This is a genomic window from Micromonospora echinofusca (assembly GCF_017614955.1).
GTDB classification, from domain to species: Bacteria; Actinomycetota; Actinomycetes; order Mycobacteriales; family Micromonosporaceae; genus Micromonospora; species Micromonospora echinofusca_A.
The window spans coordinates 1-23,301 of record NZ_WVUH01000046.1; the positions used below are offsets into that span (position 1 = coordinate 1).

General features: G+C 72.8%; 22 protein-coding genes. 11 read left to right on the forward strand and 11 right to left on the reverse strand.

Annotated elements, in window-relative coordinates:
* The coding region (locus GSF22_RS08225; RefSeq protein WP_208812497.1) for a hypothetical protein at positions 1 to 365 on the forward strand (365 nt) is incomplete at its 5' end.
* Positions 366 to 452: 87 nt separating this feature from the next.
* Here GSF22_RS08225 and GSF22_RS08230 read toward each other — a convergent pair.
* From GSF22_RS08230 to GSF22_RS08240, 3 genes are read right to left on the reverse strand one after another with little or no spacing between them, the layout of a single operon-like run.
* Complete coding sequence (locus tag GSF22_RS08230; RefSeq protein ID WP_208812499.1) at positions 453 to 956, reverse strand: O-acetyl-ADP-ribose deacetylase; 504 nt, start codon at positions 954 to 956, stop codon at positions 453 to 455.
* Positions 957 to 997: 41 nt separating this feature from the next.
* Positions 998 to 1,690 carry a 4'-phosphopantetheinyl transferase family protein gene (locus tag GSF22_RS08235; protein ID WP_208812501.1) on the reverse strand — a complete coding sequence of 231 codons (693 nt, stop codon included), beginning with the start codon at positions 1,688 to 1,690 and terminating at the stop codon, positions 998 to 1,000.
* A complete protein-coding gene (locus GSF22_RS08240) occupies positions 1,683 to 2,864 on the reverse strand; it encodes a DNA glycosylase AlkZ-like family protein (protein ID WP_208812503.1) in 1,182 nt (393 codons plus the stop codon). The genes GSF22_RS08235 and GSF22_RS08240 overlap by 8 nt, the downstream gene beginning before the upstream one ends.
* Before the next feature lie 19 nt (positions 2,865 to 2,883).
* Between GSF22_RS08240 and GSF22_RS08245 the strand changes: the two genes are divergently transcribed.
* The gene (locus GSF22_RS08245; RefSeq protein WP_208812505.1) at positions 2,884 to 3,768 is read left to right on the forward strand and encodes a DUF72 domain-containing protein; all 885 of its coding nucleotides are present in this window, start codon (positions 2,884 to 2,886) and stop codon (positions 3,766 to 3,768) included.
* 52 nt (positions 3,769 to 3,820) lie between these two features.
* On the opposite strand, the gene GSF22_RS08250 is transcribed toward GSF22_RS08245, so the two are convergent.
* Both GSF22_RS08250 and GSF22_RS08255 read right to left on the reverse strand, forming a co-directional pair.
* Positions 3,821 to 4,600, reverse strand: a complete 780-nt coding sequence (locus tag GSF22_RS08250) for a peptidase (RefSeq protein ID WP_208812507.1) — start codon at positions 4,598 to 4,600, stop codon at positions 3,821 to 3,823.
* Entirely contained in the window at positions 4,600 to 5,916 is a 1,317-nt protein-coding gene (locus GSF22_RS08255; RefSeq protein WP_208812544.1) for a VWA domain-containing protein, read from the reverse strand. The genes GSF22_RS08250 and GSF22_RS08255 overlap by 1 nt, the downstream gene beginning before the upstream one ends.
* Positions 5,917 to 6,061: 145 nt before the next feature.
* Between GSF22_RS08255 and GSF22_RS08260 the strand changes: the two genes are divergently transcribed.
* On the forward strand, positions 6,062 to 6,361 hold the full coding sequence (locus tag GSF22_RS08260; RefSeq protein WP_244366668.1) for a hypothetical protein: 300 nt from the start codon (positions 6,062 to 6,064) through the stop codon (positions 6,359 to 6,361).
* A 97-nt stretch (positions 6,362 to 6,458) separates the two neighbouring features.
* Here the strand turns inward: GSF22_RS08260 and GSF22_RS08265 are convergent, their stop codons facing one another.
* On the reverse strand, positions 6,459 to 7,112 hold the full coding sequence (locus tag GSF22_RS08265; RefSeq protein WP_208812509.1) for an HNH endonuclease family protein: 654 nt from the start codon (positions 7,110 to 7,112) through the stop codon (positions 6,459 to 6,461).
* 557 nt (positions 7,113 to 7,669) lie between these two features.
* Positions 7,670 to 9,364 carry a dolichyl-phosphate-mannose--protein mannosyltransferase gene (locus tag GSF22_RS08270; RefSeq protein ID WP_208812511.1) on the reverse strand — a complete coding sequence of 565 codons (1,695 nt, stop codon included), beginning with the start codon at positions 9,362 to 9,364 and terminating at the stop codon, positions 7,670 to 7,672.
* Between the two features lie 93 nt (positions 9,365 to 9,457).
* Between GSF22_RS08270 and rsmI the strand changes: the two genes are divergently transcribed.
* Positions 9,458 to 10,300: a 16S rRNA (cytidine(1402)-2'-O)-methyltransferase gene (gene rsmI, locus GSF22_RS08275; RefSeq protein ID WP_244366681.1), complete on the forward strand. Its 843-nt coding sequence runs from the start codon at positions 9,458 to 9,460 to the stop codon at positions 10,298 to 10,300.
* A gap of 196 nt (positions 10,301 to 10,496) precedes the next feature.
* Here rsmI and GSF22_RS08280 read toward each other — a convergent pair whose 3' ends face one another.
* Positions 10,497 to 11,570, reverse strand: a complete 1,074-nt coding sequence (locus tag GSF22_RS08280) for a hypothetical protein (protein ID WP_208812515.1) — start codon at positions 11,568 to 11,570, stop codon at positions 10,497 to 10,499.
* A gap of 259 nt (positions 11,571 to 11,829) precedes the next feature.
* On the opposite strand from GSF22_RS08280, the gene metG reads away from it, so the two are divergent.
* The gene (metG, locus tag GSF22_RS08285) at positions 11,830 to 13,632 is read left to right on the forward strand and encodes a methionine--tRNA ligase (protein WP_208812517.1); all 1,803 of its coding nucleotides are present in this window, start codon (positions 11,830 to 11,832) and stop codon (positions 13,630 to 13,632) included.
* Positions 13,633 to 13,707: 75 nt separating this feature from the next.
* Here metG and GSF22_RS08290 read toward each other — a convergent pair whose 3' ends face one another.
* Positions 13,708 to 14,943, reverse strand: a complete 1,236-nt coding sequence (locus tag GSF22_RS08290) for a hypothetical protein (protein ID WP_208812549.1) — start codon at positions 14,941 to 14,943, stop codon at positions 13,708 to 13,710.
* A gap of 318 nt (positions 14,944 to 15,261) precedes the next feature.
* Here GSF22_RS08290 and GSF22_RS08295 point away from each other — a divergent pair, with 318 nt between their 5' ends.
* From GSF22_RS08295 to GSF22_RS08320, 6 genes are all read left to right on the forward strand, one after another.
* The gene (locus GSF22_RS08295; RefSeq protein ID WP_208812518.1) at positions 15,262 to 16,182 is read left to right on the forward strand and encodes a TatD family hydrolase; all 921 of its coding nucleotides are present in this window, start codon (positions 15,262 to 15,264) and stop codon (positions 16,180 to 16,182) included.
* A gap of 102 nt (positions 16,183 to 16,284) precedes the next feature.
* On the forward strand, positions 16,285 to 17,157 hold the full coding sequence (rsmA, locus tag GSF22_RS08300; RefSeq protein WP_208812520.1) for a 16S rRNA (adenine(1518)-N(6)/adenine(1519)-N(6))-dimethyltransferase RsmA: 873 nt from the start codon (positions 16,285 to 16,287) through the stop codon (positions 17,155 to 17,157).
* A gap of 101 nt (positions 17,158 to 17,258) precedes the next feature.
* Complete coding sequence (locus GSF22_RS08305; protein WP_208812522.1) at positions 17,259 to 18,212, forward strand: 4-(cytidine 5'-diphospho)-2-C-methyl-D-erythritol kinase; 954 nt, start codon at positions 17,259 to 17,261, stop codon at positions 18,210 to 18,212.
* 157 nt (positions 18,213 to 18,369) lie between these two features.
* A complete protein-coding gene (locus tag GSF22_RS08310) occupies positions 18,370 to 20,178 on the forward strand; it encodes an ABC-F family ATP-binding cassette domain-containing protein (RefSeq protein ID WP_208812524.1) in 1,809 nt (602 codons plus the stop codon).
* A 124-nt stretch (positions 20,179 to 20,302) separates the two neighbouring features.
* Complete coding sequence (locus tag GSF22_RS08315; protein WP_208812526.1) at positions 20,303 to 20,758, forward strand: DUF4383 domain-containing protein; 456 nt, start codon at positions 20,303 to 20,305, stop codon at positions 20,756 to 20,758.
* Between the two features lie 89 nt (positions 20,759 to 20,847).
* A complete protein-coding gene (locus tag GSF22_RS08320) occupies positions 20,848 to 21,324 on the forward strand; it encodes a DUF4383 domain-containing protein (protein ID WP_208812528.1) in 477 nt (158 codons plus the stop codon).
* 55 nt (positions 21,325 to 21,379) lie between these two features.
* On the opposite strand, the gene GSF22_RS08325 is transcribed toward GSF22_RS08320, so the two are convergent.
* On the reverse strand, positions 21,380 to 22,027 hold the full coding sequence (locus tag GSF22_RS08325; RefSeq protein ID WP_208812530.1) for a TetR/AcrR family transcriptional regulator: 648 nt from the start codon (positions 22,025 to 22,027) through the stop codon (positions 21,380 to 21,382).
* A gap of 208 nt (positions 22,028 to 22,235) precedes the next feature.
* Positions 22,236 to 23,210: an acyl-CoA desaturase gene (locus GSF22_RS08330; protein WP_208812532.1), complete on the reverse strand. Its 975-nt coding sequence runs from the start codon at positions 23,208 to 23,210 to the stop codon at positions 22,236 to 22,238.
* Between the last annotated feature and the right edge of the window lie 91 nt (positions 23,211 to 23,301).

Below are 23,301 nucleotides of genomic sequence, written 5' to 3' on the forward strand. Positions count from 1 at the left end.
GGATGGGCGTCTACCTGGGTGTCCGGGGCTGGGTCGAGTGTGCCGACGGCCAGGAGGCACTGGTCTGGGAGGTCGTACACCGCCATGACGACGGTTTCTACAGTCAGGGCTGGTCGACCCTGACCGGCCCGAACGGCGACACCTGTGTCTTCTACTGCGGCACGATCCGTGCCCAGGCCACCGGGTGGCTCCTCGGGCAGTTGCGGGAGATCGCGGCCATCCCGCCGCCGGTCGACCCGGCCGACCGGGTCCGTGGGTTCTTCCTCGCCCACCACGAGGAGCACGGAACGCAGGAGTGGCAGCTCCGTGACGGGGACCTGACCGTGGCGCCCACCGACGGCCGGTACGACTACCTGGCCGCCTGACCGCCGCCCGGTACCGCCGGGCCGATCCGGCAGCCGGGACGGGCCGATCCGGCGGCCGGGGCTGGTCGATCCGGCCGCCGGGGCGGGTCAGCCGTCCAGGGCGGCGGCGAGCAGGGCGCGGGTCGCCTCGTCGAAGGCGACCAGCCGGACCAGCTCCACACCCGTCGGCGTCGACCTGATCGTGGACACCGCGATCCGGGCGGCCTGCTCGGCCGGGAAGCCGTACACGCCGGTGGCGATGGCCGGGAACGCGACGGTGCGGGCGCCGAGTTCGTCGGCGACGGCGAGGCTGCGCCGGTAGCAGGAGGCCAGCACCTCGGCCTCACCGTGGGCGCCACCCTCCCACACCGGGCCGACGGTGTGGATGACATGGCGTACCGGTGGGTCGAGGTCGAAGGCGGGGGTGGCCTTCGCGTCGCCGGGCGGGCACGGGGCGAGCGCCGACCCCGCCTCGGCCAGCCGGGGCCCGGCGGCCCGGTGGATCGCCCCGTCCACCCCGCCGCCACCGAGCAACGACTCGTTCGCGGCGTTCACGATGGCGTCGACCTGCTGCGCGGTGATGTCACCGCGTACGACCTCGATGGTGGGCATGGTCCCGATGATGCCAGCCGGACCCGGCGCGGGGCCGCCGGTCAGCGGGCGGGCAGGTAGGCGGCCGTGCGGACCAGACCGTCGGCGACCACGAACCGGCCGGTGATGACCGTGGGCGGGTCGGCGACCTGCTTCGCCGCCTCGTCCACCTTGGCCGGCACGATGTGCGCGACGAAGGTGCCCGCCGCGTCGACCGGACCGGACCTGGCCGGGGCATCCGGGTGGATCTCCAGCCGCGCGTCGTGGAAGCCCAACCAGGCGCGGACGATCGGATGCCAGATCTTGTAGACCGTCTCCTTCGCACTGAAGATCACCGCCGGCCAGGAGATGTCGTCGTCCTGCGCCGCCCACCAGTCCAGCTCCTCCGGCAGGCAGACCATCCGGCGTACCCCCGGGTCGAGGGCCTGGTGCTGCTCGGCGTCGATGCCGACCGACCTGATCTCGTCGCTGCGGGCGGCGACCGCCGCGCAGTAGCCGTTGGTGTGGGTGATCGCGCCGACCACCCCGGAGGGCCAGACCGGGGAGCGGTCGGGCGCCGAGGTGACCGGCATCGGGGCGAGACCCAGCGCGGCCAGGGCCCGTCGGGCGCAGGTCCGCCCGGCGGCGTAGTCCCGGCGTCGGCTCTCCACCGCCCGGGGGCTGAGGCACGCGGCCTCCTCCGGCAGCAGTGTCCCGGTCCAGTCCGTTGGCCCGGCCACCGCGACGGCGACCGGGTCGGGGAGGAGGTCACGCATCGTCGTCGTCCTTTCCGAGGTACGTCTGAAGCCGGGTGACCTCGGCCTCGATCTGGTCCGCCGGCACGGGCGGTGATTCCGGCCAGAGGGTCACCTCAGGTACGCCGTCACGTGGCTTCCAGGTGCCGACCACCCGACCGTGGTGCACCACGGTCGCGGCGATCCAACCGGCGGCCAGGCTCACCGAGCTGCGCCGCCCGGGCGGGATGATCATGGTGTCCTTCGTGCCCGGACCGAGGATCCACTGGTCGAAGGCGGGCAGCAGGCGTACCCCGTCGACGGGTACCGCCGTGGCGAGGTCGTCGACGTCGGCGGCGCGGGCGTACGCCGGCCCGCCGTCCACCTCCACGGTGACAAGTTCACCGGTCGACACCAACTCGGCGAACCAGGAGCGGAGGGTCGCCTTCCGGGTGGCGCCCCGGCAGGGCCAGGCGTCGAAGGTCTCCGGGGTGGCCGGGCCGTACGCCCCGAGGTAGGCCGGCACGACCGTGCGGGCGGCGACCGCCGGGTCGGGCAGCCCCGGCCAGTCGGGGAGGTGGGTGTCCGGTCGGGTGAAGGTGACCGCGCCGCCCCGGCCCGGACCCGCTGGCCCGGGCTGACCGGTGTCCTGTCCCGTCGTCCGGCTCGGGCCGTTGACCAGCAGCCCCTGCCAGGCGAGGGGCTTGAGTACCGCACCCCAGGCGGAGCTGAGCTGACCGGCGAGGGCGGCGTCGCCGGTCCGCTCGACGATCTCGGCGGTCAGTTCCTCCCGGGTCAGTACCCGACCGTCCAGGGCCGCGTACGCCGCCTCGGTGATCGCATCGAGCTGCCGGAGCGTGACGAAGCTGCGCTGCCAGGACCCCTTCTCCCAGGTCCGGGCGGCGGCCAGCAGGGACAGCAGGGCCGGGGCCTCCCCGACGGTGAGCAGGTGCAGGGTGCCCCGCATGGCCCAGGTGCGCAGCAGCCGCCGGTCGGCCAGGGCGGCGGTCACCGTACCCGGAACCGGGTCGGCCTGACGGGCCGCGACGGCCTGCGCGGCGGCGGACGACACCTGCGCCTGTACCCCGCAGAGCCGGGCCACGACGGTCGTCACGTCGGGCTGCGGGTCGGCGCCGGTACCGGCCGGCCGGTGCAGCAGGTGCTGGCGGAACCGCCACGCCAGAACCCGGTCGGCGGTCAGTTTCACGGTCGCCATCACGGGTGAAAGTATCGCAGTGGGCAACGTCCGGATAGGCACCGCGTCATGGACCGACAAGACCCTGCTCGCCTCCGGCTGGTACCCGGCCGAAGCGACGACACCCGCTGCGCGCCTCGGCCACTACGCCAGCCGGTTCGACCTGGTGGAGGTCGACGCCACCTACTACCACCCGCCCAGTGAGCGGACCGCCGGGCTCTGGGCCGAACGGACCCCGGACGGCTTCCTCTTCGACATCAAGGCGTTCAGCCTGCTGACCGGTCATCCGACCCGACCGGAGGCGCTGTACGCCGACCTGCGGCCCCGGATCGACAAGCGGTACGTCTACCCGGACGACCTGCCGAGACGGACGTACGAACAGGTCTGGGAACGGTTCCTCAGCGCGCTCGACCCGCTCGTGGCGGCCGGGAAGCTCGGTGTGGTGCTGTTCCAGTTCCCGCCCTGGTTCACCCGGTCCGCCGCCCGCCGGCAGACCGTCCTGGAGGTCGCCGCGCGGTGCCGGCCGCTGCCGGTGGCCATCGAGTTCCGGCACTCGTCCTGGTTCGCCGCCGACGCCGCCCGGGGGACGTTCGACTTCCTGCGTACCCACGAACTGCCGCTGGTCTGTGTGGACATGCCGCAGGGGCACCCGTCGTCGGTGCCACCGTTGGCGGAGGTCACCGCCGACCTGGCGGTGGTCCGGTTCCACGGCCGCAGCGACCGGTGGACCAGCCGGGACATCGAGGAGAAGTACCGGTACCGGTACCGCGAGGAGGAACTGCGGGAGTGGGTGCCGAGGCTGCGGACGTTGGCCGGTCAGGCCCGGGAGACGCACGTACTCATGAACAACTGCGCGGGCGACAACGCACAACGCAACGCCGCCCAGTTGGCCGACCTGCTCGCCGGGTCGGCCGCAACGTGTTAGGAAGGGCCCCTTCCTCTACCGAAAGCGATAAGCGGGGGCCCTTCCTAACAGGTCAGCGGCGGCGGGTGAGGCCGAAGCCGACCACACCGGCCACGGCGGCGAGGATGCCGCCGACGGTGGTCCAGATCCAGCGCGACGAGGGGGCGGGCAACCAGTCCCCGAGGTCGTACCCGTCGTCCTCCTCCGGCGCGGCGGCGTTGGCCTCGGCGTCGGTCAGCACCTTGCCGGCCTTGACCGGCGGGACGAGCGGGGCGGCGAGGCTGCCGTCCCCGCCGTCCCCGTCCCCGTCGGTACCGACCAGGAGTTCGACCTCCAGCGGCAGCCCCAGGTCGGACTCGGCCACCCCGGTCACCGACAGCCGGATGTAGTACGTGCCGGGCAGCGGATCACCGGACCAGGGTTCCGCCCAGGCGCGTACGGTGCGCAGGGTGCAGCCGAGCTGCACGGTCGGCGTACCGGCCGGCACGGTCGGGGTCTGTGCCCCGGCGGTGCACGCCTGACGTCGCCGCAGGCCGTCGAAGACGTCGATGGTCCAGGTGGCCGCCCCGGTCCGGGCCCGGCCGGCCGGGTACGACACGGTGGCGCCGATGTCGGGTACCTCACCCGCTGCGGCGGGGAACGTCCAGTAGAGGTACTCGCCGTGCGAGGCACCGACCCGGACGGGCTGGCCGGGGGCGATGGCGGTGGCGGTGAGGAACGAGGTGCCGGCCTTGGTGACGGTGGCCGCACCCGGGGACGGCGACGGGTCGGCCAGGGCGGCACCGGCCGGCAGCAGTCCGAGACCGGTGGCGGCGAGCAGCGCGGCGAGCCGGCGGACGGTCGGGGTACCCATCAGTTCCTCCAGGTGGCGACCCACCAGCGGGTCAACAGGCCGGCGAGTAGACCGGTGAGCAGTCCGGCGACGGTGAGCAGGGCGAGTAGCAGCCATCCCCGGCCGAGGTCGGGGGCGCCGGGGCCGGGTGCGGAGTCGACCACGTCGATGGTCAGTTCCACCGGCATGCCGGGGTTGGTGCCGGTACCGGCCTGCGGCGAGAGCGAGTTGCTGATCACCAGGCAGACGAGGACCGGTGCGTCGGTACCGGATTCCCCGTCCACCGGCTCGTCGTCCCGCCCGTCTTCGTCTCCGTCGTCCCGCTCGTCGGGGTCGTCGTCCGGGTCGGCCGCCGACCAGCGCAGACCGGCGGAGAGGACGTCGGTACGTCCGCTGCCGGCGTCCGCGCCCCGGACCAGTTCCCGGCCGTCCGGTGCGGTGGCTCGCAGCAATACCCCGTGGTCCCGGTTCACCGGCCGGTCGAGCGCGATGCTCACCGAGGCGCGCAGCTCCTGCCCGGGGCGCACGGGTACCCGGTACCAGCGGTGCTCGGAGAACCGTTCCCGGTCGGTGTAGACGCCGGGGGCGAGCAGCGGGGCGCCCGCGCACTGCTCACCACCGCCGACCTGGGCGGGGGTCTGGGTGTACGTGTCCCGGGCCCGGTCCACGAGTTGCTTGATCCGGCCGGTCAGTTCCTCGGCGCTCTGCGCGGCGGTGTACGTGCCCCCGGTGGCGGCGGCGATGCAGAGCAACTGCCGGCGTACCTTCTCGTCGGGGGCGAGACCGAGGGTGTCCACCACCAGCCGGGTACCCTGGGCGGCCAGTTCCCGGGCCACCTCGCACGGGTCGGGTGGGGCGCAGGTGTCCTCGCCGTCGGTGATCAGCACGATCCGTCGGGTCGTCGCACCGGTACCCAGGTCCTGTGCGGCGGCGCGCAACGCGAGACCGACCGGGGTGAAGCCGGTGGGGCGCAGGGTGGCGACGGCGGCCTTCGCCTGGTTCCGGTCCACCGGGCCGACCGGAACGATCTGCTGGGTGTCCTGACAGCCGATCTTCTTGTCCCTGCCGGGATAGGTGGCGCCGAGGACCCGGATACCGAGCTGGGTGTTGTCCGGAAGGGCGTCCACCACCTCGTTGAAGGCCTGCTGGGCGACGGAGATGCGGCTGCGGCCGTCGATGTCGCGGGCCCGCATCGAACCGCTGACGTCGAGGACCAGCTCCACCTTGGGTGGCTCGGGAGGGGGTTCCTCGTCGGCGGCGGCCGGCGGGGCGCCGAGCATCGCCGTGGTCATCAGCAGTCCGGACAGGACAGCGGCGGATCGTCGGAGATAGATGATCACCGCGCGACTATAGCCAGGTCCACTATGGAGTCAAATCGGGCTGTAACGAATCCGGCCCCGTGGACGCTTACCGGTCGGGCCGACCCTGGACGCTACCGGTGTGGGGCGGCGGGCACCGAGGTGCGGGAGGATCAGCGCGGTGATGGCCAGTCAGACGGGTTCCGGCCCGGGTTCCGGCGGGGCGGACGCCGGACCGGGCAGCGGGACGCACCTGCCGGACCGGCCCGGTTGGACGTGTGTCGAGTGTGGTGCGGACTGGCCGTGCCCGGCCCGGCGGAGCGGCCTGCTGGACGAGTACGGCGGCACCGGGGTGGCCCTCGGCGTCTACCTCGGTGCCTGCCTGGTCCGGGCGATGGGGGACCTGGACCACCTGCCGGTGACGGAGTTGCGGCAGCGGTTCCTCGGCTGGCTGCCCCGGGCGGGCGGTCACCGGCCGGACTGACCCCACGGGTACCGGCCTTCCGTCCGGCTGTCGACCGGACGGGTACCCGTGGGTGCCGGCCGGCCTCTCGGCTGTCGACCGGCACCCGGTCGACGGCTCAGTATGCGTGGGTCACGGTGATGGTGATGTTCGAGCACGAGTTGGCGTAGCTGGTCAGCGCGCTCTTCTCGGCGCTGTCCACGGTCAGCCGCCACCGGGTCTTCACGGCGGCCCACTCGGCGACGTAGCGGCACCGCTCGTACGTCGGCATCCAGGTCGACGGGTCCTGGTCGCCCTTGGCCTGGTTGACGTTGTCGGTGACGGCGACCAGCGACCGTACGTCGCCGAGGTCGTTCGCGAACGACTGGCGGCGCGACGTGGTCCAGTTGCGGGCGCCGGAGTCCCACGCCTCGGCCAGCGCGACCATGTGGTCGATGTCCAGGTCGGACGGGTTGGTCCAGTAGGCCGCGTCGTAGTACGAGTACCAGCGACCGCCGGTCAGGTAGCAGCCCGAGCCGACCGAGGGGCGGGTGACCGCCTCGGCGATGAGCACCTCGTAGCGGGTGTTGCAGCCGTCCCCGTCCGCGTCGATCCAGTGCGGGAAGAGGTCGCGGCTGTAGCCGGTGCGGACCTCGGAGGCGACCGGCAGGTCGGCGATCAGGGTACGCAGCGGTACCGAGACGGTGGCCGCCTGGGCGGGTGCGGCCAGTCCGGCGGTGGCTGCGGTGAGGGCGGCGAGCAGGCCGCCGAGCCAGCGGAGGGTACGGGACATCGGGACTCCCACGGGTCGTTGGTGGTCGCCCGCCATTCCGCCTGGGGGAGCTTGCCGGCGGGCGCTCCCACCGTAAACGCAGAACGAACTCTGTCGATACCTCTGACCCTGGTGGAAGTGTGCGCCGTCGATGCCTGGTCCCGGTCGGTGACCTTGGGTCCCCGGGTTGTCACATCAGATCACATGTCTGATGTAAACCATTCCGGCTGCGGTTCGTCGGTCGGAAATCTGACCGGAGGCAACCCGTTGTGCCGGTGATCCCGGGTGGTTAAGCTCAACATGCGCGCCCCAATCGCCCGCTTCCCCCGTGGCAGGCGATCGGGGCGCGCTTTTCTGCTTTCCGGGCCTGCTCCCGGCCCGTTTCCGTGGCCCGTCCCGGCCCGACGCGGCAGCCTGCCCGAAGCGCCGCTCGGGCCGGCGCAGCATCGCTGACCAGGTGCAACGTCGGCCGTCGGGCAGCTGTGGCTGTTTGCCGCCATTGCCCGACGTCGACGCCACGGCCCGGTCCGGTGGTATTCCCGGACCGGGCCGTGGCGTTGCACGGTGGTTCCCCGAGGTCAGATCCAGCGGCCGTCGAGCCACATCCGGGCCGACCATTCGGCGTACGGGATCAGCTTGCCGACGAAGATCGGATGGAAGTACGCGAAGCAGGCGGCGACCACCAGGACGTACCCGCCCGCGATGATCGAACCGAGTAGTCGGCGGTCCGCCGCTTTCTCCGCAGCCGGATCCTCCGCGGCTTCGGCGGCTACCGTGGCCCCTGCCGGGTCGGTGACCTCCGGGGCCGGCGTGGTCGTCGCCGACTGCCGGACCGGCGCCTCCCCGGCGGGTCGGCCCGGCGTGATGATCGCCCCGAGCACGTAGACGACGGCGAGCACCAGGAACGGCAGGGCCGGCGCCACGTAGAAGACGAACATGGTCCGGCCGTCCAGCGCGTACCAGAACCAGGGGAGCAGCCCGGCGGCGGCGCCGAGCAGGATCGTGCCGGCCCGCCAGTCCCGGCGGGCGATGCCCAACCAGACCAGCGCGACCAGGGCGGGCAGGAACGACCACCAGAGGATGGGCGTACCGAGGAGCAGGATCTCCGCCGCGCAACTGGCCGCCCCGCAGGCCCCCTCGCTGGACCAGTAGAAGGCCACCGGGCGCCCGAGCAGCAGCCACTGCCACGGCCAGGACTGGTACTTGTGCGAGGTGTCCAGGGTGGTGTGGAAACCATATGCCGCCCGGTGGTACTCCCAGAGGTTCTGCAGGGCCCCGATCACCGGCAGCTCGTCCTTGCCCTGCGACTGGCGCCAGTGCCGGTAGTAACCACCGTCGGTCAGCAGCCACCCGGACCAGGTGGCGATGTAGGTCAGCACCACGACCACCCCGGCGAGCACCAGCCAGGGCAGCTCGGCCAGCAGCGCGTCGCGCCACGGCCGGCGTACCCCGACCGAGCGGCGCAGCCCGGCCTCCCAGACGAGCACCAGGATGCCGAACGCCGGAACGAAGTAGAGCGCACTCCACTTGACCGAGATCGCACAACCGAGCAGGACCGCCGCCAGCAGCCGCCACCAGGGCACCGCGGTCAGGGAGAACCGGCCGGGCTGCGTCGGGTCCAGCCCGGCCTCCATCGCCCGCAGCCACCGCCGACGGCGGGCGTCCCGGTCGAGGACGACCGCACCGAACGCGGCCAGCACGAAGAAGAGCAGGAAGATGTCGAGCAGGGCGGTGCGGGACAGCACCAGGTGGAAGCCGTCCAGGGCGAGCAGCAGCCCGGCCGCGCAGCCGAGCACCGTGGAGCGGAACATCCGCCGGGCGATGCGGACCAGCAGCAGGACGGAGAGCGAGCCGACGACGGCGGCGGAGAAACGCCAACCCAGCTCGTTGTAGCCCCACATCCACTCACCCAGGGCGATCATCCACTTGCCCAGCGGCGGGTGCACCACGTACGCGGCGGTGTTGTTCTTCTCGTCCCACTCGAAACCACGGGTGAGCAGGTTGTGCGCGTCGGTGGCGTAGTAGACCTCGTCGAAGATCTTGCCCTTGGGGGAACTCAGCCCGACGAAGCGCAGAATGGCGGCGATCGCCACCACCACGGCGGTGGCCAGCCAGGAGTTGACGTCGAAACGGGCGTCCAACGGGGCCAACCGGCGCCGGAGGATCGGCGGGAGGCCGCCACCGCCGGTCTCGCCGGGAAGGAACTGGCCGGTGGGGGCGCCCGGTTCCGGGCTGTTCCCGCTCGTGGTCTGCGCTGTCGACGCCTGGGTCACCCCGCGATCGTAGGCTGCTGGAGGGCCCGAAGGGGTCCTCCGCCTATGGTTGGCCGGCACGTGTGTCGATGAGGGAGTGGCGTCGTGGGTGAAATGTCCGATGGTGGTCGCCTGATTCTGCTCGGGGCGCCACTCGGCAACCCCGCAGACGCCTCCGACCGGCTCCGGGACACCCTCGCCAGCGCCGACATCGTGGCCGCCGAGGACACCCGCCGGCTGGCCCGGCTGGCCCGGGACCTCGGCGTCACCGTCACCGGTCGGGTGGTCAGCTACTTCGAGGGCAACGAGGAGCGGCGTACCCCGGAACTGGTCGACGCGATCACCGGTGGGGCGGTGGTCGCCCTGGTCACCGACGGCGGCATGCCCAGCGTCTCCGACCCGGGCTACCGGCTCGTCCGGGGAGCGCTCGACGTGGGCGCCCCGGTCACCGCCGCCCCCGGGCCCAGTGCGGTCACCACCGCCCTGGCCCTCTCCGGGCTGGCCTGCGACCGGTTCTGCTTCGAAGGGTTCCTGCCCCGTACCCCCGCCGGCCGGCGCAGCAGGTTGCGCGCCCTGGCCGCCGAGGAACGGACGCTGGTCTTCTTCGAGGCCCCGCACCGGATCGCCGGGGCCCTGGCCGACCTGGCCGCGGTCTTCGGCGCGGACCGGCCGGCCGCCCTGGCCCGGGAACTGACCAAGACCTACGAGGAGGTGCTCCGCCGGCCGCTCGGTGAGCTGGCCGAGTGGGCGGCAGCCAACCCGCCACGCGGGGAGATCACCCTGGTGGTGGCCGGCGCGCCGCCGGCTGAGGTCACCCGCCCCGACGACGCGACACTGCGCGCCGAGGTGGCCGAGCGGGAGGCCGCCGGGGCGACCCGCCGGGACGCGATCACCGCTGTCGCCGACCGGTACGGCCTGCGTCGCCGCGAGGTCTACGCCGTCGTGCACACGGTGTAAGGAAGGGCCCCCTGTTAACGCATTCGGTAGAGGAAGGGCCCCTTGTTAACGCCCCGGTTCGCCGGGGCGGCTCCGACCTGCCGGGTCAGCCCGGCTTGCGCCGGTGGTCGGCGGGCAGGTGAGCGTGAGGCCGGTGGTCGGCGGGCAGGTGAGCGTGAGGCCGGTGGTCGGCGGGCAGGTGAACGTGGCCGTCGGGTCAGAAAGCGGCGACCAGGAACCCGGCGGCGAGCAGTACCGGCGCACAGAAGCCGGCCAGCGCGGCACCCCGCCGGGCCCACGGCTCGGTGAACCGGCCCGCCCCGGTGGCCCAGCCGGCAGCCGACCCGCAGAGCAGCACCAGGCCCAGTCCGAGCAGCCAACGTAGCTGTGCGACCGGGCCGGAGCCGTCCACGTACGCCGTGGTGGAGCTGGCGTTGACCACCCTTGCCGGAAGCACGGTGCCCCGCTCCCGCTGCCCCGGACCGACCCCGGCGATCCGGATGCCGTGCACGACCAGGTCGTCCCCCAGGACGAAGTCGCCCCGGCACCGCTGTTCCAGTCCGCTGCCGGTACAGCCGCCGACCACCACCGTGCCGTTCCTGGCGTGCCCGACGGCCAGCCAGAACGGTTCGGCGCTCACCCAGCCGAAGAAACTGGCCAGCAGCATCAGCAGTACCAGCAGCGCCAGTCCGGGTAGCGGCCCGGCAGGCGTCGGTCGGCCGGGGCGCCGTCGGTCGGTACGACGGGCCCGGGTCCGGGTCTGCGTGGTGTCCGGGGCGGTCTCCTCCCGGACCGGTGTGCCGTCCCAGTGCACCTCCTCGATCGGGAGCCAGAACGCCGGCTCCTGACCGCAGTCCTCGCCGGTGCCGTTCCCGGCCGCCGGGTCGGCGGTGGGTGCCTGGGTGCGGGAGTCGACCGGTACCCGACGGGGGACCACGTCAGCCGGGGCGCCGATGGTCGGCTCGATGCCGCCGGGGAGGTCCGCGAGGGACGCCGGTGGGGACGGGCGGGCCCCGGCGAACGGGGCCACGGTCGGCCCGGAGCCGGTCTGGCCTGCCCCGGCGGTCGGGCTCGCCGGGCTGGTCGAGCCGTCGGGACCGCTGCCCGGCCCGGCTCCGCTGCCCGGCCCGGCTCCGCTGCCCGGCCCGGCTCCACCACCCTGACTGCCCGGTGCGCCCCGGGCATCGGGTACCCGGGGACGGGTCTCGGTTGCCGGCTCGGCCGAGGAGGCCCGGGGCACGTCGGGGCGCGGGGCGTCGTCCGGCCGCGGCGCGGCTGGTCTGCCAGTCACGACGACCATTGGACACCGGGCGGCGGGGATAGCGGTGCAGCTCAGGGCGCGTGTCGGCGACAAATGGGACGAGGGCTTCCCGGGCGCGCAGAGCCGGCAGGCACCCGGCAGCGGCGTTGACCGGCACCCGACAGCGGCGTCGGTCGACACCGGCAGTGGCGTCGGCCGGCACCCGGTAGCGGGACCGGACGCCGGGCGGCGGGCCGGTCGGCGCCTACAGGTTCGCAGCCGACCGGGGCCGGTCATTAGGCTTGACGCCATGAGTCACGTTCTCGCGGCGGTCGCCTGGCCGTACGCCAACGGCCCCCGGCACATCGGCCACGTCTCCGGGTTCGGTGTCCCCTCCGACGTCTTCAGCCGGTACATGCGGATGGCGGGCCACGACGTGCTCATGGTCTCCGGCACCGACGAGCACGGCACCCCGATCCAGGTGCAGGCCGACAAGGAGGGGGTCACCCCCCGTGAGCTGGCCGACCGGTACAACCGGGTGATCGTCGAGGACCTGCACGGGCTCGGGCTCTCCTACGACCTGTTCACCCGGACCACCACCGGCAACCACTACCAGGTCGTGCAGGACCTCTTCGAGGGGATGCACCGCAACGGGTACATCGTGCCGAAGGTGACCATGGGGGCCATCTCCCCGTCCACGGGCCGGACCCTGCCCGACCGCTACATCGAGGGCACCTGTCCGATCTGCGGGTACGACAGTGCCCGGGGCGACCAGTGCGACAACTGCGGCAACCAGCTCGACCCGATCGACCTGATCGAACCGAAGTCGAAGATCAACGGCGAGACCCCGCAGTTCGTCGAGACCGAGCACTTCTTCCTCGACCTGCCCGCCCTCGCCGACGCGCTCGGCCGTTGGCTGGACAGCCGCGAGGGCTGGCGCACGAACGTGCTGCGCTTCTCCAGGAACCTGCTGGACGACCTCCAGCCCCGGGCCATCACCCGGGACCTGGAATGGGGCGTACCGATCCCGTTGGAGGGCTGGCGGGACCGCTCCGACAAGCGGATCTACGTCTGGTTCGACGCGGTGATCGGGTACCTCTCCGCCTCCATCGAGTGGGCCCGCCGGTCCGGCGACCCGGACGCCTGGCGGAAGTGGTGGTCGACCGACGGCGCGGGTAAGGACGCCCGGGGCTACTACTTCATGGGCAAGGACAACATAGTCTTCCACTCGGTGATCTGGCCGGCGCTGCTGCTCGGCTACTCCGGCGAGGGCAGCCGGGACGGCCAGCCCGGTCCGCTGGGCCGGCTGAACCTCCCCACCGAGGTGGTCTCCAGCGAGTTCCTGACCATGGAGGGGCGCAAGTTCTCCTCCTCCCGTCAGGTGGTCATCTACGTCCGTGACTTCCTGGCGCGGTACGACGCCGACGCCCTGCGCTACTTCATCGCCGTCGCCGGCCCGGAGAGCAACGACACCGACTTCACCTGGGCGGAGTTCCTCCGCCGGAACAACGACGAACTGGTCGCCGGCTGGGGCAACCTGGTCAACCGGTCCATCTCGATGGCGGCGAAGAACTTCGGCGCCATCCCGCCGATCGACCCGGCCGGTCTGACCGAGGCCGACGAGGCGCTGCTCGCGGTCGCCCGCGCGGGGTTCGACACGGTCGGCGACCTGATCGCGAGGCACCGGCAGAAGCAGGCCATCGGTGAGGCGATGAAGGTGGTCGCCGAGGCCAACCGGTACCTCTCCGACCAGGCCCCGTGGAAGCTCAAGAGCGAGGCCGAGAAGCCCCGGATGGGCACCGTCCTGCACGTGGCGCTCCAGGTGGTCAGCGACGCCAACACGCTGCTCACCCCGTTCCTGCCGCACTCCGCGCAGAAGGTGCACGAGCTGCTCGGCGGTACCGGGGTGCACGCCCCGATGCCGTCCATCGTCGAGGTCGAGGATCTCGACGGCGGCCCGTCGTACCCGGTGCTGACCGGGGACTACACCGTCGGCGCCCGCTGGGAGTCGGTGCCCCTGACGGCGGGCCGGCCGCTGGCCGCCCCGAAGCCGGTCTTCCGCAAGCTCGACCCGTCCATCGTGGACGAGGAGCTGGCCCGGCTGGAGAGCTGACCGGCGTACCGGATGCTCCGCCGGCTGTTCGGACGATCCGTCGGTCGGCCGTGGACCTCCACGGCCGACCGGGCGTCAGGCCGGGTACGGCAGGTCGACCGTCCGGTCGTCGGTCACCTCGCCGGCCGGTGCCCAGGTCTCGTAGACGCCACGTTCGACACACCGGGCGCCGACGGTACCGACCGCCGCCACGTCCGGCCGGCACAACCGCAACCGTAGCCAGCCGGTCTCCTCACGCAGCACGACGCCGGGCACCCCGCGCCACGTCGCGTACCGCACTCGACGGCTGACCCGGGTCACCGGGTGCCGGGCCGCCCGGCTGGCCGCCAGCACCCGGAACCCGCCGGGTGGATCGGCGACCGCCTCGTGCACGCCGTCGCTCAGCGTACCGACCAGCAGGGTCGACCGGGGCGCCTCGCCGACCGGCAGGTAGTCCTGGTCCGGCGGCAGCCCCGGCACCCCGGCCAGCAGGTGCCGCCACCGGGGCCCGGCCATCCGCAGCCAGCCGCGCTGCTCCGCCTGGTAGGTGTAGAGCACCACCTCCACCCCGTCGCCGGGATAGGCGACCAGGGTGGCGTGCGCCGGCAGGGGCAGGTCCGCGAAGTCCCGGGTGACGAACTCCGGGACCAGTTGCGCGCCGCTGGGGAGGAAGCCGGTACCCAGCACCGGCGCGCCGACCCGGTCACCGGGCGGCATGACGGTCAGGCCCCGGTACGACGATCCGACCGGGCTGGCGTAGTCGCCCCCGTCGACCGCCCGCCAGCGCAGCACGTACGCCACGTCGGTGTCGTCCCCGACCCGGTCGTCGGTCCGCAGCACGGCCAGGCTGGCCGGGGTACGCAGGTGCGCGACGTCGTGCTCCCGGTGGCAGAAGCCGTACGGCAGCTGCCCGCGCAGGCAGTCCGCGAGCTGCCGCGCGGAGAGCACCTTGACCATCCGGGTACCCGGGCGGATCCGCGCGGAGGCGCGCAGCGTGGCCAGGACCGGGTCGTCGGCCGCCGCCGGCTGCTGGCTGAGCCGGTGCAGGTCGGCCCAGCTCCGGTTGCGGTGCGCCGGGACCAGCAGCGGCGCCTCCGGTTCCGCATCCGCATCGGGTACGCCGTGCACCGCGTCGACCTCGGTGACGTGGACGATCCGGCGCCACGGCAGTGGCGCGTCCGGGCGGGAGGTCCACTCGAACCCGGCCGTCTCCCGGTCGCTGAAGAGTTCGTACGCCGCGCCCCGGGCGATCTCCCGAGCGGGGTGCACCACACCCTGGTACGTCACGTGCAGCCCGGCGGGTGCCTCCGGGGAACCGCTGGTGGCAGGCATGACGCTCACCGGCGCAACCTAGCTCCGCCGGATGCCGTCGGAGGCTCCGCAGTGTGCCATCCGGGTGAACGGTGGGTGGCGTGCCGGGACCGGCCGGCGTCCCGGCCGGTCCCACCCTCCCCGAGGCACGCTTTCCGGAGCGGCGGCGGGTGCCGTCGTCCCCCGTCTCCGTACTACCGGCACTCCCCAGGACCGGTCCGGTGATGATGTCAGCACCATCCGTGCCCGCGAGATGGTCGGCGGAGATCTTGAGCAGATCTTGAGGCGTGATCCCTCGCCGGGGGTCGGGAGGCTGCGCCGGGCCGGAGCGGATGTGTGATGCTGGCGGCGATGAGTGAGCCGACCGAGTCCCGCCGCCAGCGCGCCGCCCGGCGAGCGGGTGAGTTCCCGCCGGCACCCGAGCCGTTGCCGAGCCCGGTGCCCGACAGCCACACCCACCTGGACATCACCGTCGCCGAGGCGGGTACCCCCGGCGGCGCCGGATCCTCCGCCGGACAGCCGGCCGGCGACCCGGTCGACGCGATCCTCGACCTGGCCGCCTCGGTGGGGGTGGACCGGCTGGTCCAGGTCGGGGTGGACGTGGCCTCCTCCCGGTGGGGCGCCGAGTTGGCCGGGCGGTACCCGGCGGTGCTCGCCACCGTGGCGCTGCATCCGAACGAGGCGCCCCGGCTGCCCGACCTCGACGAGGCGTTGCGCGAAATCGAGGCGCTCGCCGGTCACGACCGGGTACGCGGGATCGGCGAGACCGGTCTCGATCACTTCCGGACCGGCGACGAGGGGCGGGCCGCCCAGGAGGAGAGCTTCCGGGCGCACATCGCCATCGCCAAGCGGTACGGCAAGGCGCTGGTCATCCACGACCGGGACGCGCACGCCGACGTGCTGCGGGTACTCGACTCGGAGGGCGCACCGGACACCGTCGTCCTGCACTGTTTCTCCGGCGACGCGGACTTCGCGGCCGAATGTGTCCGGCGCGGGTACGTGCTGAGCTTCGCCGGTACGGTGACCTTCGCCAGTGCGCACGCCCTGCGCGAGGCGGCGAAGCTCACCCCGACCGACCAGATGCTGGTGGAGACGGACGCGCCGTACCTCACCCCGACGCCGCACCGGGGTCGGCCGAACGCCTCGTACCTCATCCCGCTGACCATGCGGTCGTTGGCGGAGACCACCGGGGTGGATCTGGCGGAGCTGTGCGCCGCCGTCTCGGCCACCGGGGAGCGGGTCTTCGGCCCGTGGCGCTGAGCCGACGCCGGGTGCCGCCGGACCGGGGTGTTAACAAGGGGCCCTTCCTCTACCGAAAGCGTTAACAAGGGGCCCTTCCTTACATGCCATAGGCTGCACGGCATGACCGGTCTCCTCGGCCCGGCGGAGATCCGGGAGTTGGCCGCCCGGCTGGGTGTGTCGCCGACCAAGAAGCTCGGCCAGAACTTCGTGCACGACCCGAACACGGTGCGGCGCATCGTCACCGCCGCCGGGCTCGCCCCGGACGACGTGGCGCTGGAGGTCGGGCCGGGGCTCGGCTCGCTCACCCTCGGGCTGCTGCCGGTGGCGGCGCACGTGCACGCGGTGGAGATCGACCCGGTGCTGGCCGGTGCCCTGCCGGAGACCGCCGGCCGGTTCGCCGGTCCCGGCGCCACCGACCGGCTCACCGTGCACCGGGCCGACGCGTTGCGGGTGGGCGCGGCCGAGCTGGCCGATCCGGCGCCCACCGCGCTGGTGGCGAACCTGCCCTACAACGTCGCCGTGCCGGTGGTGCTGCACCTGCTCGCCGAGCTGCCGAGCCTGCGGCACGGTCTGGTGATGGTGCAGAAGGAGGTCGCCGACCGGCTGGTCGCCGGGCCGGGTTCCAAGGTCTACGGCATCCCGTCGGTGAAGCTGGCCTGGCACGCCCACGCCCGGTCGGCCGGGAAGGTGCCGCCGAACGTGTTCTGGCCGGTCCCGAACGTCGACTCCGGGCTGGTCGCCTTCACCCGCCGGGAGCCGCCCCGCGACGACGTGTCCCGGCGGGCTGTCTTCGCGGTGGTGGACGCGGCGTTCGCCCAGCGCCGCAAGACCCTGCGGGCCGCGCTGGCCGGCTGGGCCGGTGGGGCGGACGCGGCGGCGGTGGCGCTGACCGCTGCCGGGGTGGACCCGGGTGCCCGGGGGGAGGCGCTCACCGTCGAGCAGTTCGCCGCGATCGCCGCGTCGGCTCCGGTCGGTGCCCGGGCCGCCGGTTAGGCTGACGCCGTGTCGGTAGGAGGGTGCTGCGGATTGAGCGCCGAGGAGCTGAGCGTGGAACAGTCGTCCGATGTCCGGTCCCCGTTCCGGGGCAGCGCCCGGTGACCGAGGCGTGGCGACCGGACGACGAGGACGGCTCCCGGCGGGGGAGCAGCGGACCGGTCCGGGTCCGGGTACCCGCCAAGATCAACCTGCACCTCGGGGTGGGTCCGCTCCGGCCGGACGGGTACCACGAGCTGAACACCGTCTACCACGCGATCTCGATCCACGACGAGCTGACCGCCCGCCGGGGCGACACCCTCACCCTCACCATGGAGGGGGAGGGCACGGGTGAGCTGGCGCTGGACGAGTCGAACCTGGTGATCCGGGCGGCCCGGGCGCTCGCCGCGTACACCGGCCTGCCGGCCCACGCCCGGCTGCACCTGCGCAAGCAGATCCCGCTCGCCGGTGGGCTGGCCGGCGGGAGCGCGGACGCCGCCGCCACCCTGGTCGCCTGCGACACCCTCTGGGGTACCGGGCTCTCCCGGGACGAGCTGGCCGCGATCGCCGCCGGGCTCGGCTCGGACGTGCCGTTCCTGATCCACGGCGGCACCGCTCTCGGTACCAGCCGGGGGGAGGCGGTCAGTCCGGTGCTGGCCCGGCCGGTCTCCTGGCACTGGGTGGTGGCGGTCGCCGACGGCGGGATCTCCACCCCGGCCGCGTACGCCGAACTGGACCGGCTGCGGGACACCGGGGCCGCCCCGGAGCCGCTGGGCAGTACCGACGAGCTGCTGGCCGCGCTGCGTCAGCACGATCCGGGGGTGCTCGCCGGGGCGCTGGGCAACGACCTTGAGGCCGCCGCACTGTCGATCCGGCCGTCGCTCGCGGCCACCCTGTCCGCCGGTACGCAGGCCGGCGCGTTGGCCGGGATCGTCTCCGGGTCCGGCCCCACCTGTGTCTTCCTGGCCACCGACGCCCGGCACGCCGAGCGGGTCGCCGCCGGGCTGACCGCCGCCGGGGTGTGCCGGGCGGTGCGGACCGCGCACGGGCCGGTACCCGGCGCCCGGGTCGGCTGACCGCAGCGGACACCGGCTACGCCGGGCGTGACCGCAGGTGCGTCCCGGTGCCGCAGCCGCACCGACGGTTCGGCGGGCGGTCCGCGTAGGCTAGACCGTAGGCGTCCCGTGTGCCGGCCGGCACGAGCGGGACGCCTTGATCATGGGAGGTGAGGTCGTGGCCAACATCGTCAACCTGGACCGGGTGTCCAAGGGGTACGGCGCCGCCGGGCCGCTGCTCACCGACGTCTCCCTCGGCCTCGACGACGCCGACCGGATCGGCGTGGTCGGGCTCAACGGCGCCGGGAAGTCCACCCTGCTGCGCCTGCTCACCCGGACCGAGGAGCCGGACGCCGGCCGGGTGACCCACCGCCGGGACCTGCGGGTCGCCTGGTTGCCGCAGACCCTCCAACTGGCCGCCGAGGCCACCGTCCGGGACGTGGTGCTCGGTACGGCCTGGCTGGCCGAGAGCATGGGCGCCGAGCACGAGTGGGCCGGTGACGCCGGGGTACGCGCCATCCTCGACGGGCTCGGCATGCCCTATCTGGGTCTCGACCAGCCGGTCGGGCCGATGTCCGGTGGGGAGCGGCGCCGGGTCGCGCTGGCCGCGCTGCTGGTCCGCGAGGCCGATCTGCTGATCCTCGACGAGCCCACCAACCACCTGGACGTGGGCGGTGTCGACTGGCTGGCCCGGCACCTGGTCGGCCGCAAGGGCGCCCTGGTCGTGGTCACCCACGACCGCTGGTTCCTGGACGCGGTCTGCACCACCACCTGGGAGGTCGCCGACCAGACGGTCCGGGCCTACGAGGGTGGTTTCGCCGCCTGGACCCTGGCCCGCGCCGAACGGGAACGGGTCGCCGCCGCCACCGAGGCCCGCCGGCAGAACCTGCTCCGCAAGGAGATCGCCTGGCTGCGCCGGGGCCCGCCGGCCCGGACCTCCAAGCCCCGGTTCCGGATCGACGCGGCCAACGCACTCATCGCCGACGTGCCCCCGCCGCGCGACACCATGTCGTTGCAGAAGCTGGCCACCGCCCGGCTCGGCAAGCAGGTGTACGACCTGGAGCACGTCACCCTGCACGCCGGTCCGAAACTGATCCTGGACGATCTCACCTGGCAGGTCGGCCCCGGTGACCGGATCGCCGTCCTCGGTGCCAACGGGGCCGGCAAGACGACCCTGCTGCGCATGCTGGCCGGGGTGACCCGGCCGGACGCCGGCCGGTTCGTCACCGGGTCCACCGTCCGGCCGGCGTTCCTCTCCCAGGAGTTGACCGAGCTGCCCGGGCACCTGCGGGTGCTGGAGGCGGTGGAGGAGGTCGCCCGGCGGGTCCAGCTCGGCGACCGGGAACTGGCCGCCTCGCAGCTCGCCGAGATCTTCGGGTTCGACGACCGGCGGCTCTGGACCCCGGTCAGCGACCTCTCCGGTGGCGAGCGGCGCCGGTTGCAGATGCTGCGCCTGCTCGCCGCCGAACCGAACGTGCTCCTCTTCGACGAGCCCACCAACGACCTGGACACCGACACCCTGGCCGCGCTGGAGGACCTGCTGGACTCCTGGCCGGGTACGGTCGTCGTGGCCAGCCACGACCGCTACCTGATCGAGCGGGTCACCGACGTGGCGTACGGGATGTTCGGCGACGGGCGTCTGGTGCACCTGCCGGGCGGGGTCGACGAGTACCTGGACCGGGCCGGCAGCACCGGTCCCCGGGCCCAGGCCGCCCCGCTCACCGGTCGCCCGACGGCCGACCGGTCGGAGGAGCCGGGCATGTCGGCGGCCGAGGCGCGGACCGCCCGCAAGGAGCTGAGCCGGCTGGAACGCCAGATCAGCAAGCTGGAGCAGCGGGAGGCGGCGCTGCACGACCAGCTCGCCCAGCACGCGACCGACTACGCGAAGGTCGCCGAACTGGACGCCCAGCTCCGTGAGCTGCGGGCCGAGCGGGAACGGACCGAGGAGACCTGGCTGGCCCTGGCCGAGCAGGTGCCGAGCAGCTGAGCCGGGGCTCCCGGCAGCCCCGGTCGGCGTCCTGGCCGGCCGGGGTGGGCGTGTGCGGCGTCACAGCGCCACATGCGGGAGAATCGTGCCCGACCCCTCAACCAACGGTGTTGGAGACTCAGACATGGCCCATAACCCCGTCAACCACCCCGCGCGGCCGATCTACCGGGCGATCGGCGGGCTTACCGGTGGCTACCTGGTGGTCTTCGGTGCCCTCGGGGTGATCGGGACCGCCGGGAACGACTTCTTCGCCCAGGATGACACGCTCGTCCTCGGCCAGGGTGCGAATCTGGCGTACTCGCTGGTCGCCCTGGTCACCGGTGCGCTGATCGTGCTCGGTACGGTCCTCGGCCGCAACATCGACGTCCAGATCAACAAGATCCTCGCGTACGGCTACATGGTGCTCAGCCTGGCCGCGCTGGCCTTCCTCCAGACCGAGGCCAACGTGCTCAACTTCAGCGTCGCCACGGTCATCGTGGCCATGGTGATCGGCATGGTGCTGCTGATGGCCGCCATGTACGGCAAGGTCGGCAGCGAGGAGGAGCAGAAGGCCTGGCACGAGGCCCGGCTCCTGCTCTGAACCGCGCGTCAACTGGGCAAACGCCGATTTCCTCCGCTGTGCCGGGTGACAATTCACCGTGATCGGTCACCCGGCACTGAGGAGGGGTCATGGCACACTTTCCGGTCAACCATCCGGCGCGCCCGCTCTACCGGGCCGTCGCCGCCCTGGTCGGGCTCTACATCCTGGTCTTCGGGGTGGTGGGCGTGGTGCAGACCTGGGGGGAACCGCTCTTCGACCGGGGCAGCCACTGGGCCCTCGGTCTGCGGACCAATCTGGCCTTCTCGCTGGTCTCCGTGATCTTCGGGATCGTGCTGCTGATCGGCGCGTCCCGGCGGAGCAACCTCGGCCACTACATGAATCTGACCGCCGGGGTGGTCTTCATGGTCACCGGCATGGCGATGATGACGGTCCTCCAGACCAGCGCGAACTTCCTCAACTTCTCGATGTCCACGGTCATCGTGTCGCTGGTCTTCGGGTTGTTGCTGCTCGCCACCGGGCTCTACGACAAGGTCGGCCCGGACGAGCATGCCGAGGCCGAGGAGGCGTACCGGCACCGGCCCGTACCGGAGCCGGGTACCCGCTGAGCCGACCGGCGCCGACCACCACCGACCCGCGCCGGGCGCCCGCCGGCCGGTCGGGTCAGCGCCCGCGTCGGGTGAGCAGGGTCGGCTTCGCCTCCAGGTGGGACAGCCCGTTCCAGGCCAGGTTGACCAGGTGCGCGGCGACCGTCTCCTTGCGGGGCTTACGCACCTCCAGCCACCAGCGCCCGGTCAGCGCGACCATGCCGACCAGGGCCTGGGCGTACAGCTCGGCGAGCTTCGGGTCGTACCCCCGGCTCTTGAACTCGGCGCCGAGGATGTGCTCGACCTGGTGGGCGACGTCGTTCATCACGCTGCTGAAGTTGCCGGTGGCGGACATCAGCGGGGACTCCCGGACCAGCACCCGGAACCCGCTGGTCTCCTCCTCGATGTAGGTGAGCAGCGCCAGCGCGGCCTGTTCCAGCAGCTCACGGGGGTGGCCGGCGGTCAGCGCGGTGGTGATCCGGTCGAGCAGGGCGCGGACCTCCCGGTCGACCACGACCGCGTAGAGCCCCTCCTTGCCACCGAAGTGCTCGTAGACCACCGGCTTGGACACCTTGGCCCGGGCGGCGACCTCCTCGATCGAGGTGGCGTCGAAACCGCGCTCGGCGAAGATCTGCCGGCCGATGGAGATCAGCTGCTCGCGGCGCTGCGCGGCCGACATGCGGACCCGGGAACTCGGCTTGGCCGGCGGCTTGACCTCTGTCATCTCGTCACCTCGCTGGCGCGCGGTGACGCCCTGCCGGGGGATGGGGGGCTGACCGGTCGGCTCCGGCGGCGTACCGCCGGAGCCGACCGGAGGTGTCTCGTGGGGCGCCGATCCTGGGGGCGGAGCGGCGTGTGTGCCGTCCCTCGTTGCCGCACCCGCTCGGTCACCCGGCCATCCTGCCAGGTGACCGTCCGGCGTACCGACCCGATTACCGGGTGACGGGGTTTTTGACCAACTTGGCGGCGATGCGCTCGGGCTTCGGCCAGCGGACGTCCCACGCGGCCCCCGTCTTCTCGAAGAGCCAGATCACCCGGGCGGAGATGTCCACCTGACCGCGGAGTACGCCGTGGCGGGCGCTGGTCGGCTCGGCGTGGTGCAGGTTGTGCCACGCCTCCCCGAAGGAGAGCAGGGCCAGCGGCCAGAAGTTCGACGCCCGGTCACCCTGGCGCATCTCGAAGGGGCGCTCGCCGTAGACGTGGCAGACCGAGTTGATCGACCAGGTGACGTGGTGCAGCAGGGCGATCCGGACGAGTCCGGCCCAGAAGAGTGCGGTCAGCGCGCCCTGCCAGGACCAGGTGAGCAGGCCGCCCATGAGGGCGGGGCCGAGTACCGAGGCGGCCACCAGGGCGGGGAAGAGCCGGTCCACCCGGTTGATGTCCCGGTCGGCGAGCAGGTCCGGGGCGAACCGGGCGCGGTTGGAGAGTTCCCGGCCGAAGAGCCAGCCCAGGTGGGCGTGGAACATGCCCCGGGTGAGGCCCCAGACGCTGGTCCCGAACCGCCAGGGCGAGTGCGGGTCGCCCTCCAGGTCCGAGAAGGCGTGGTGTCGTCGGTGGTCGGCGACCCACTGGGTGATGTTGCCCTGTACCGCCAGTGACCCGGAGACCGCCAGTGCCACCCGCAGCCACCGCTTGGCCTTGAACGAGCCGTGGGTGAAGTAGCGGTGGTACCCCACCGTGATGCCGAGCCCCGAGATCGTGTACCAGACCAGGCCGATGGCCACGTCGGTCCAGCCCAGCCAACCTCCCCAGGCCACCGGTACGGCGGCGAGCAGGGCGAGGAACGGGATGGTCACGAAGGACCAGAGGGCGACCAGGATGCCTGTGGACTGGTGGCCTTCGGTGAGGGGCTTCGGGCCGGCGGCGTTGCCGGTCGGGGGGGCGGGCTCAAGGAGAGCGGTGGACATGACACCTCGCAGAGGGGACGGCAAGATCGGTAACTTACGCCTACGTCACCGTAACCTACGCTCCCGTAGTTTAGCTACGGCTCGCTTTCCG

Coding starts and splice junctions, on each gene's coding strand:
- metG (WP_208812517.1), top strand. CDS start 11,830: ATGAGTCACGTTCTCGCGGCGGTCGCCTGGCCGTACGCCAACGGCCCC.
- GSF22_RS08290 (WP_208812549.1), bottom strand. CDS start 14,943: ATGCCTGCCACCAGCGGTTCCCCGGAGGCACCCGCCGGGCTGCACGTG.
- GSF22_RS08240 (WP_208812503.1), bottom strand. CDS start 2,864: ATGGCGACCGTGAAACTGACCGCCGACCGGGTTCTGGCGTGGCGGTTC.
- GSF22_RS08315 (WP_208812526.1), top strand. CDS start 20,303: ATGGCCCATAACCCCGTCAACCACCCCGCGCGGCCGATCTACCGGGCG.
- rsmA (WP_208812520.1), top strand. CDS start 16,285: ATGACCGGTCTCCTCGGCCCGGCGGAGATCCGGGAGTTGGCCGCCCGG.
- GSF22_RS08235 (WP_208812501.1), bottom strand. CDS start 1,690: ATGCGTGACCTCCTCCCCGACCCGGTCGCCGTCGCGGTGGCCGGGCCA.
- GSF22_RS08230 (WP_208812499.1), bottom strand. CDS start 956: ATGCCCACCATCGAGGTCGTACGCGGTGACATCACCGCGCAGCAGGTC.
- GSF22_RS08250 (WP_208812507.1), bottom strand. CDS start 4,600: ATGGGTACCCCGACCGTCCGCCGGCTCGCCGCGCTGCTCGCCGCCACC.
- GSF22_RS08295 (WP_208812518.1), top strand. CDS start 15,262: ATGCTGGCGGCGATGAGTGAGCCGACCGAGTCCCGCCGCCAGCGCGCC.
- GSF22_RS08260 (WP_244366668.1), top strand. CDS start 6,062: ATGGCCAGTCAGACGGGTTCCGGCCCGGGTTCCGGCGGGGCGGACGCC.
- GSF22_RS08325 (WP_208812530.1), bottom strand. CDS start 22,027: ATGACAGAGGTCAAGCCGCCGGCCAAGCCGAGTTCCCGGGTCCGCATG.
- GSF22_RS08320 (WP_208812528.1), top strand. CDS start 20,848: ATGGCACACTTTCCGGTCAACCATCCGGCGCGCCCGCTCTACCGGGCC.
- rsmI (WP_244366681.1), top strand. CDS start 9,458: ATGTCCGATGGTGGTCGCCTGATTCTGCTCGGGGCGCCACTCGGCAAC.
- GSF22_RS08265 (WP_208812509.1), bottom strand. CDS start 7,112: ATGTCCCGTACCCTCCGCTGGCTCGGCGGCCTGCTCGCCGCCCTCACC.
- GSF22_RS08330 (WP_208812532.1), bottom strand. CDS start 23,210: ATGTCCACCGCTCTCCTTGAGCCCGCCCCCCCGACCGGCAACGCCGCC.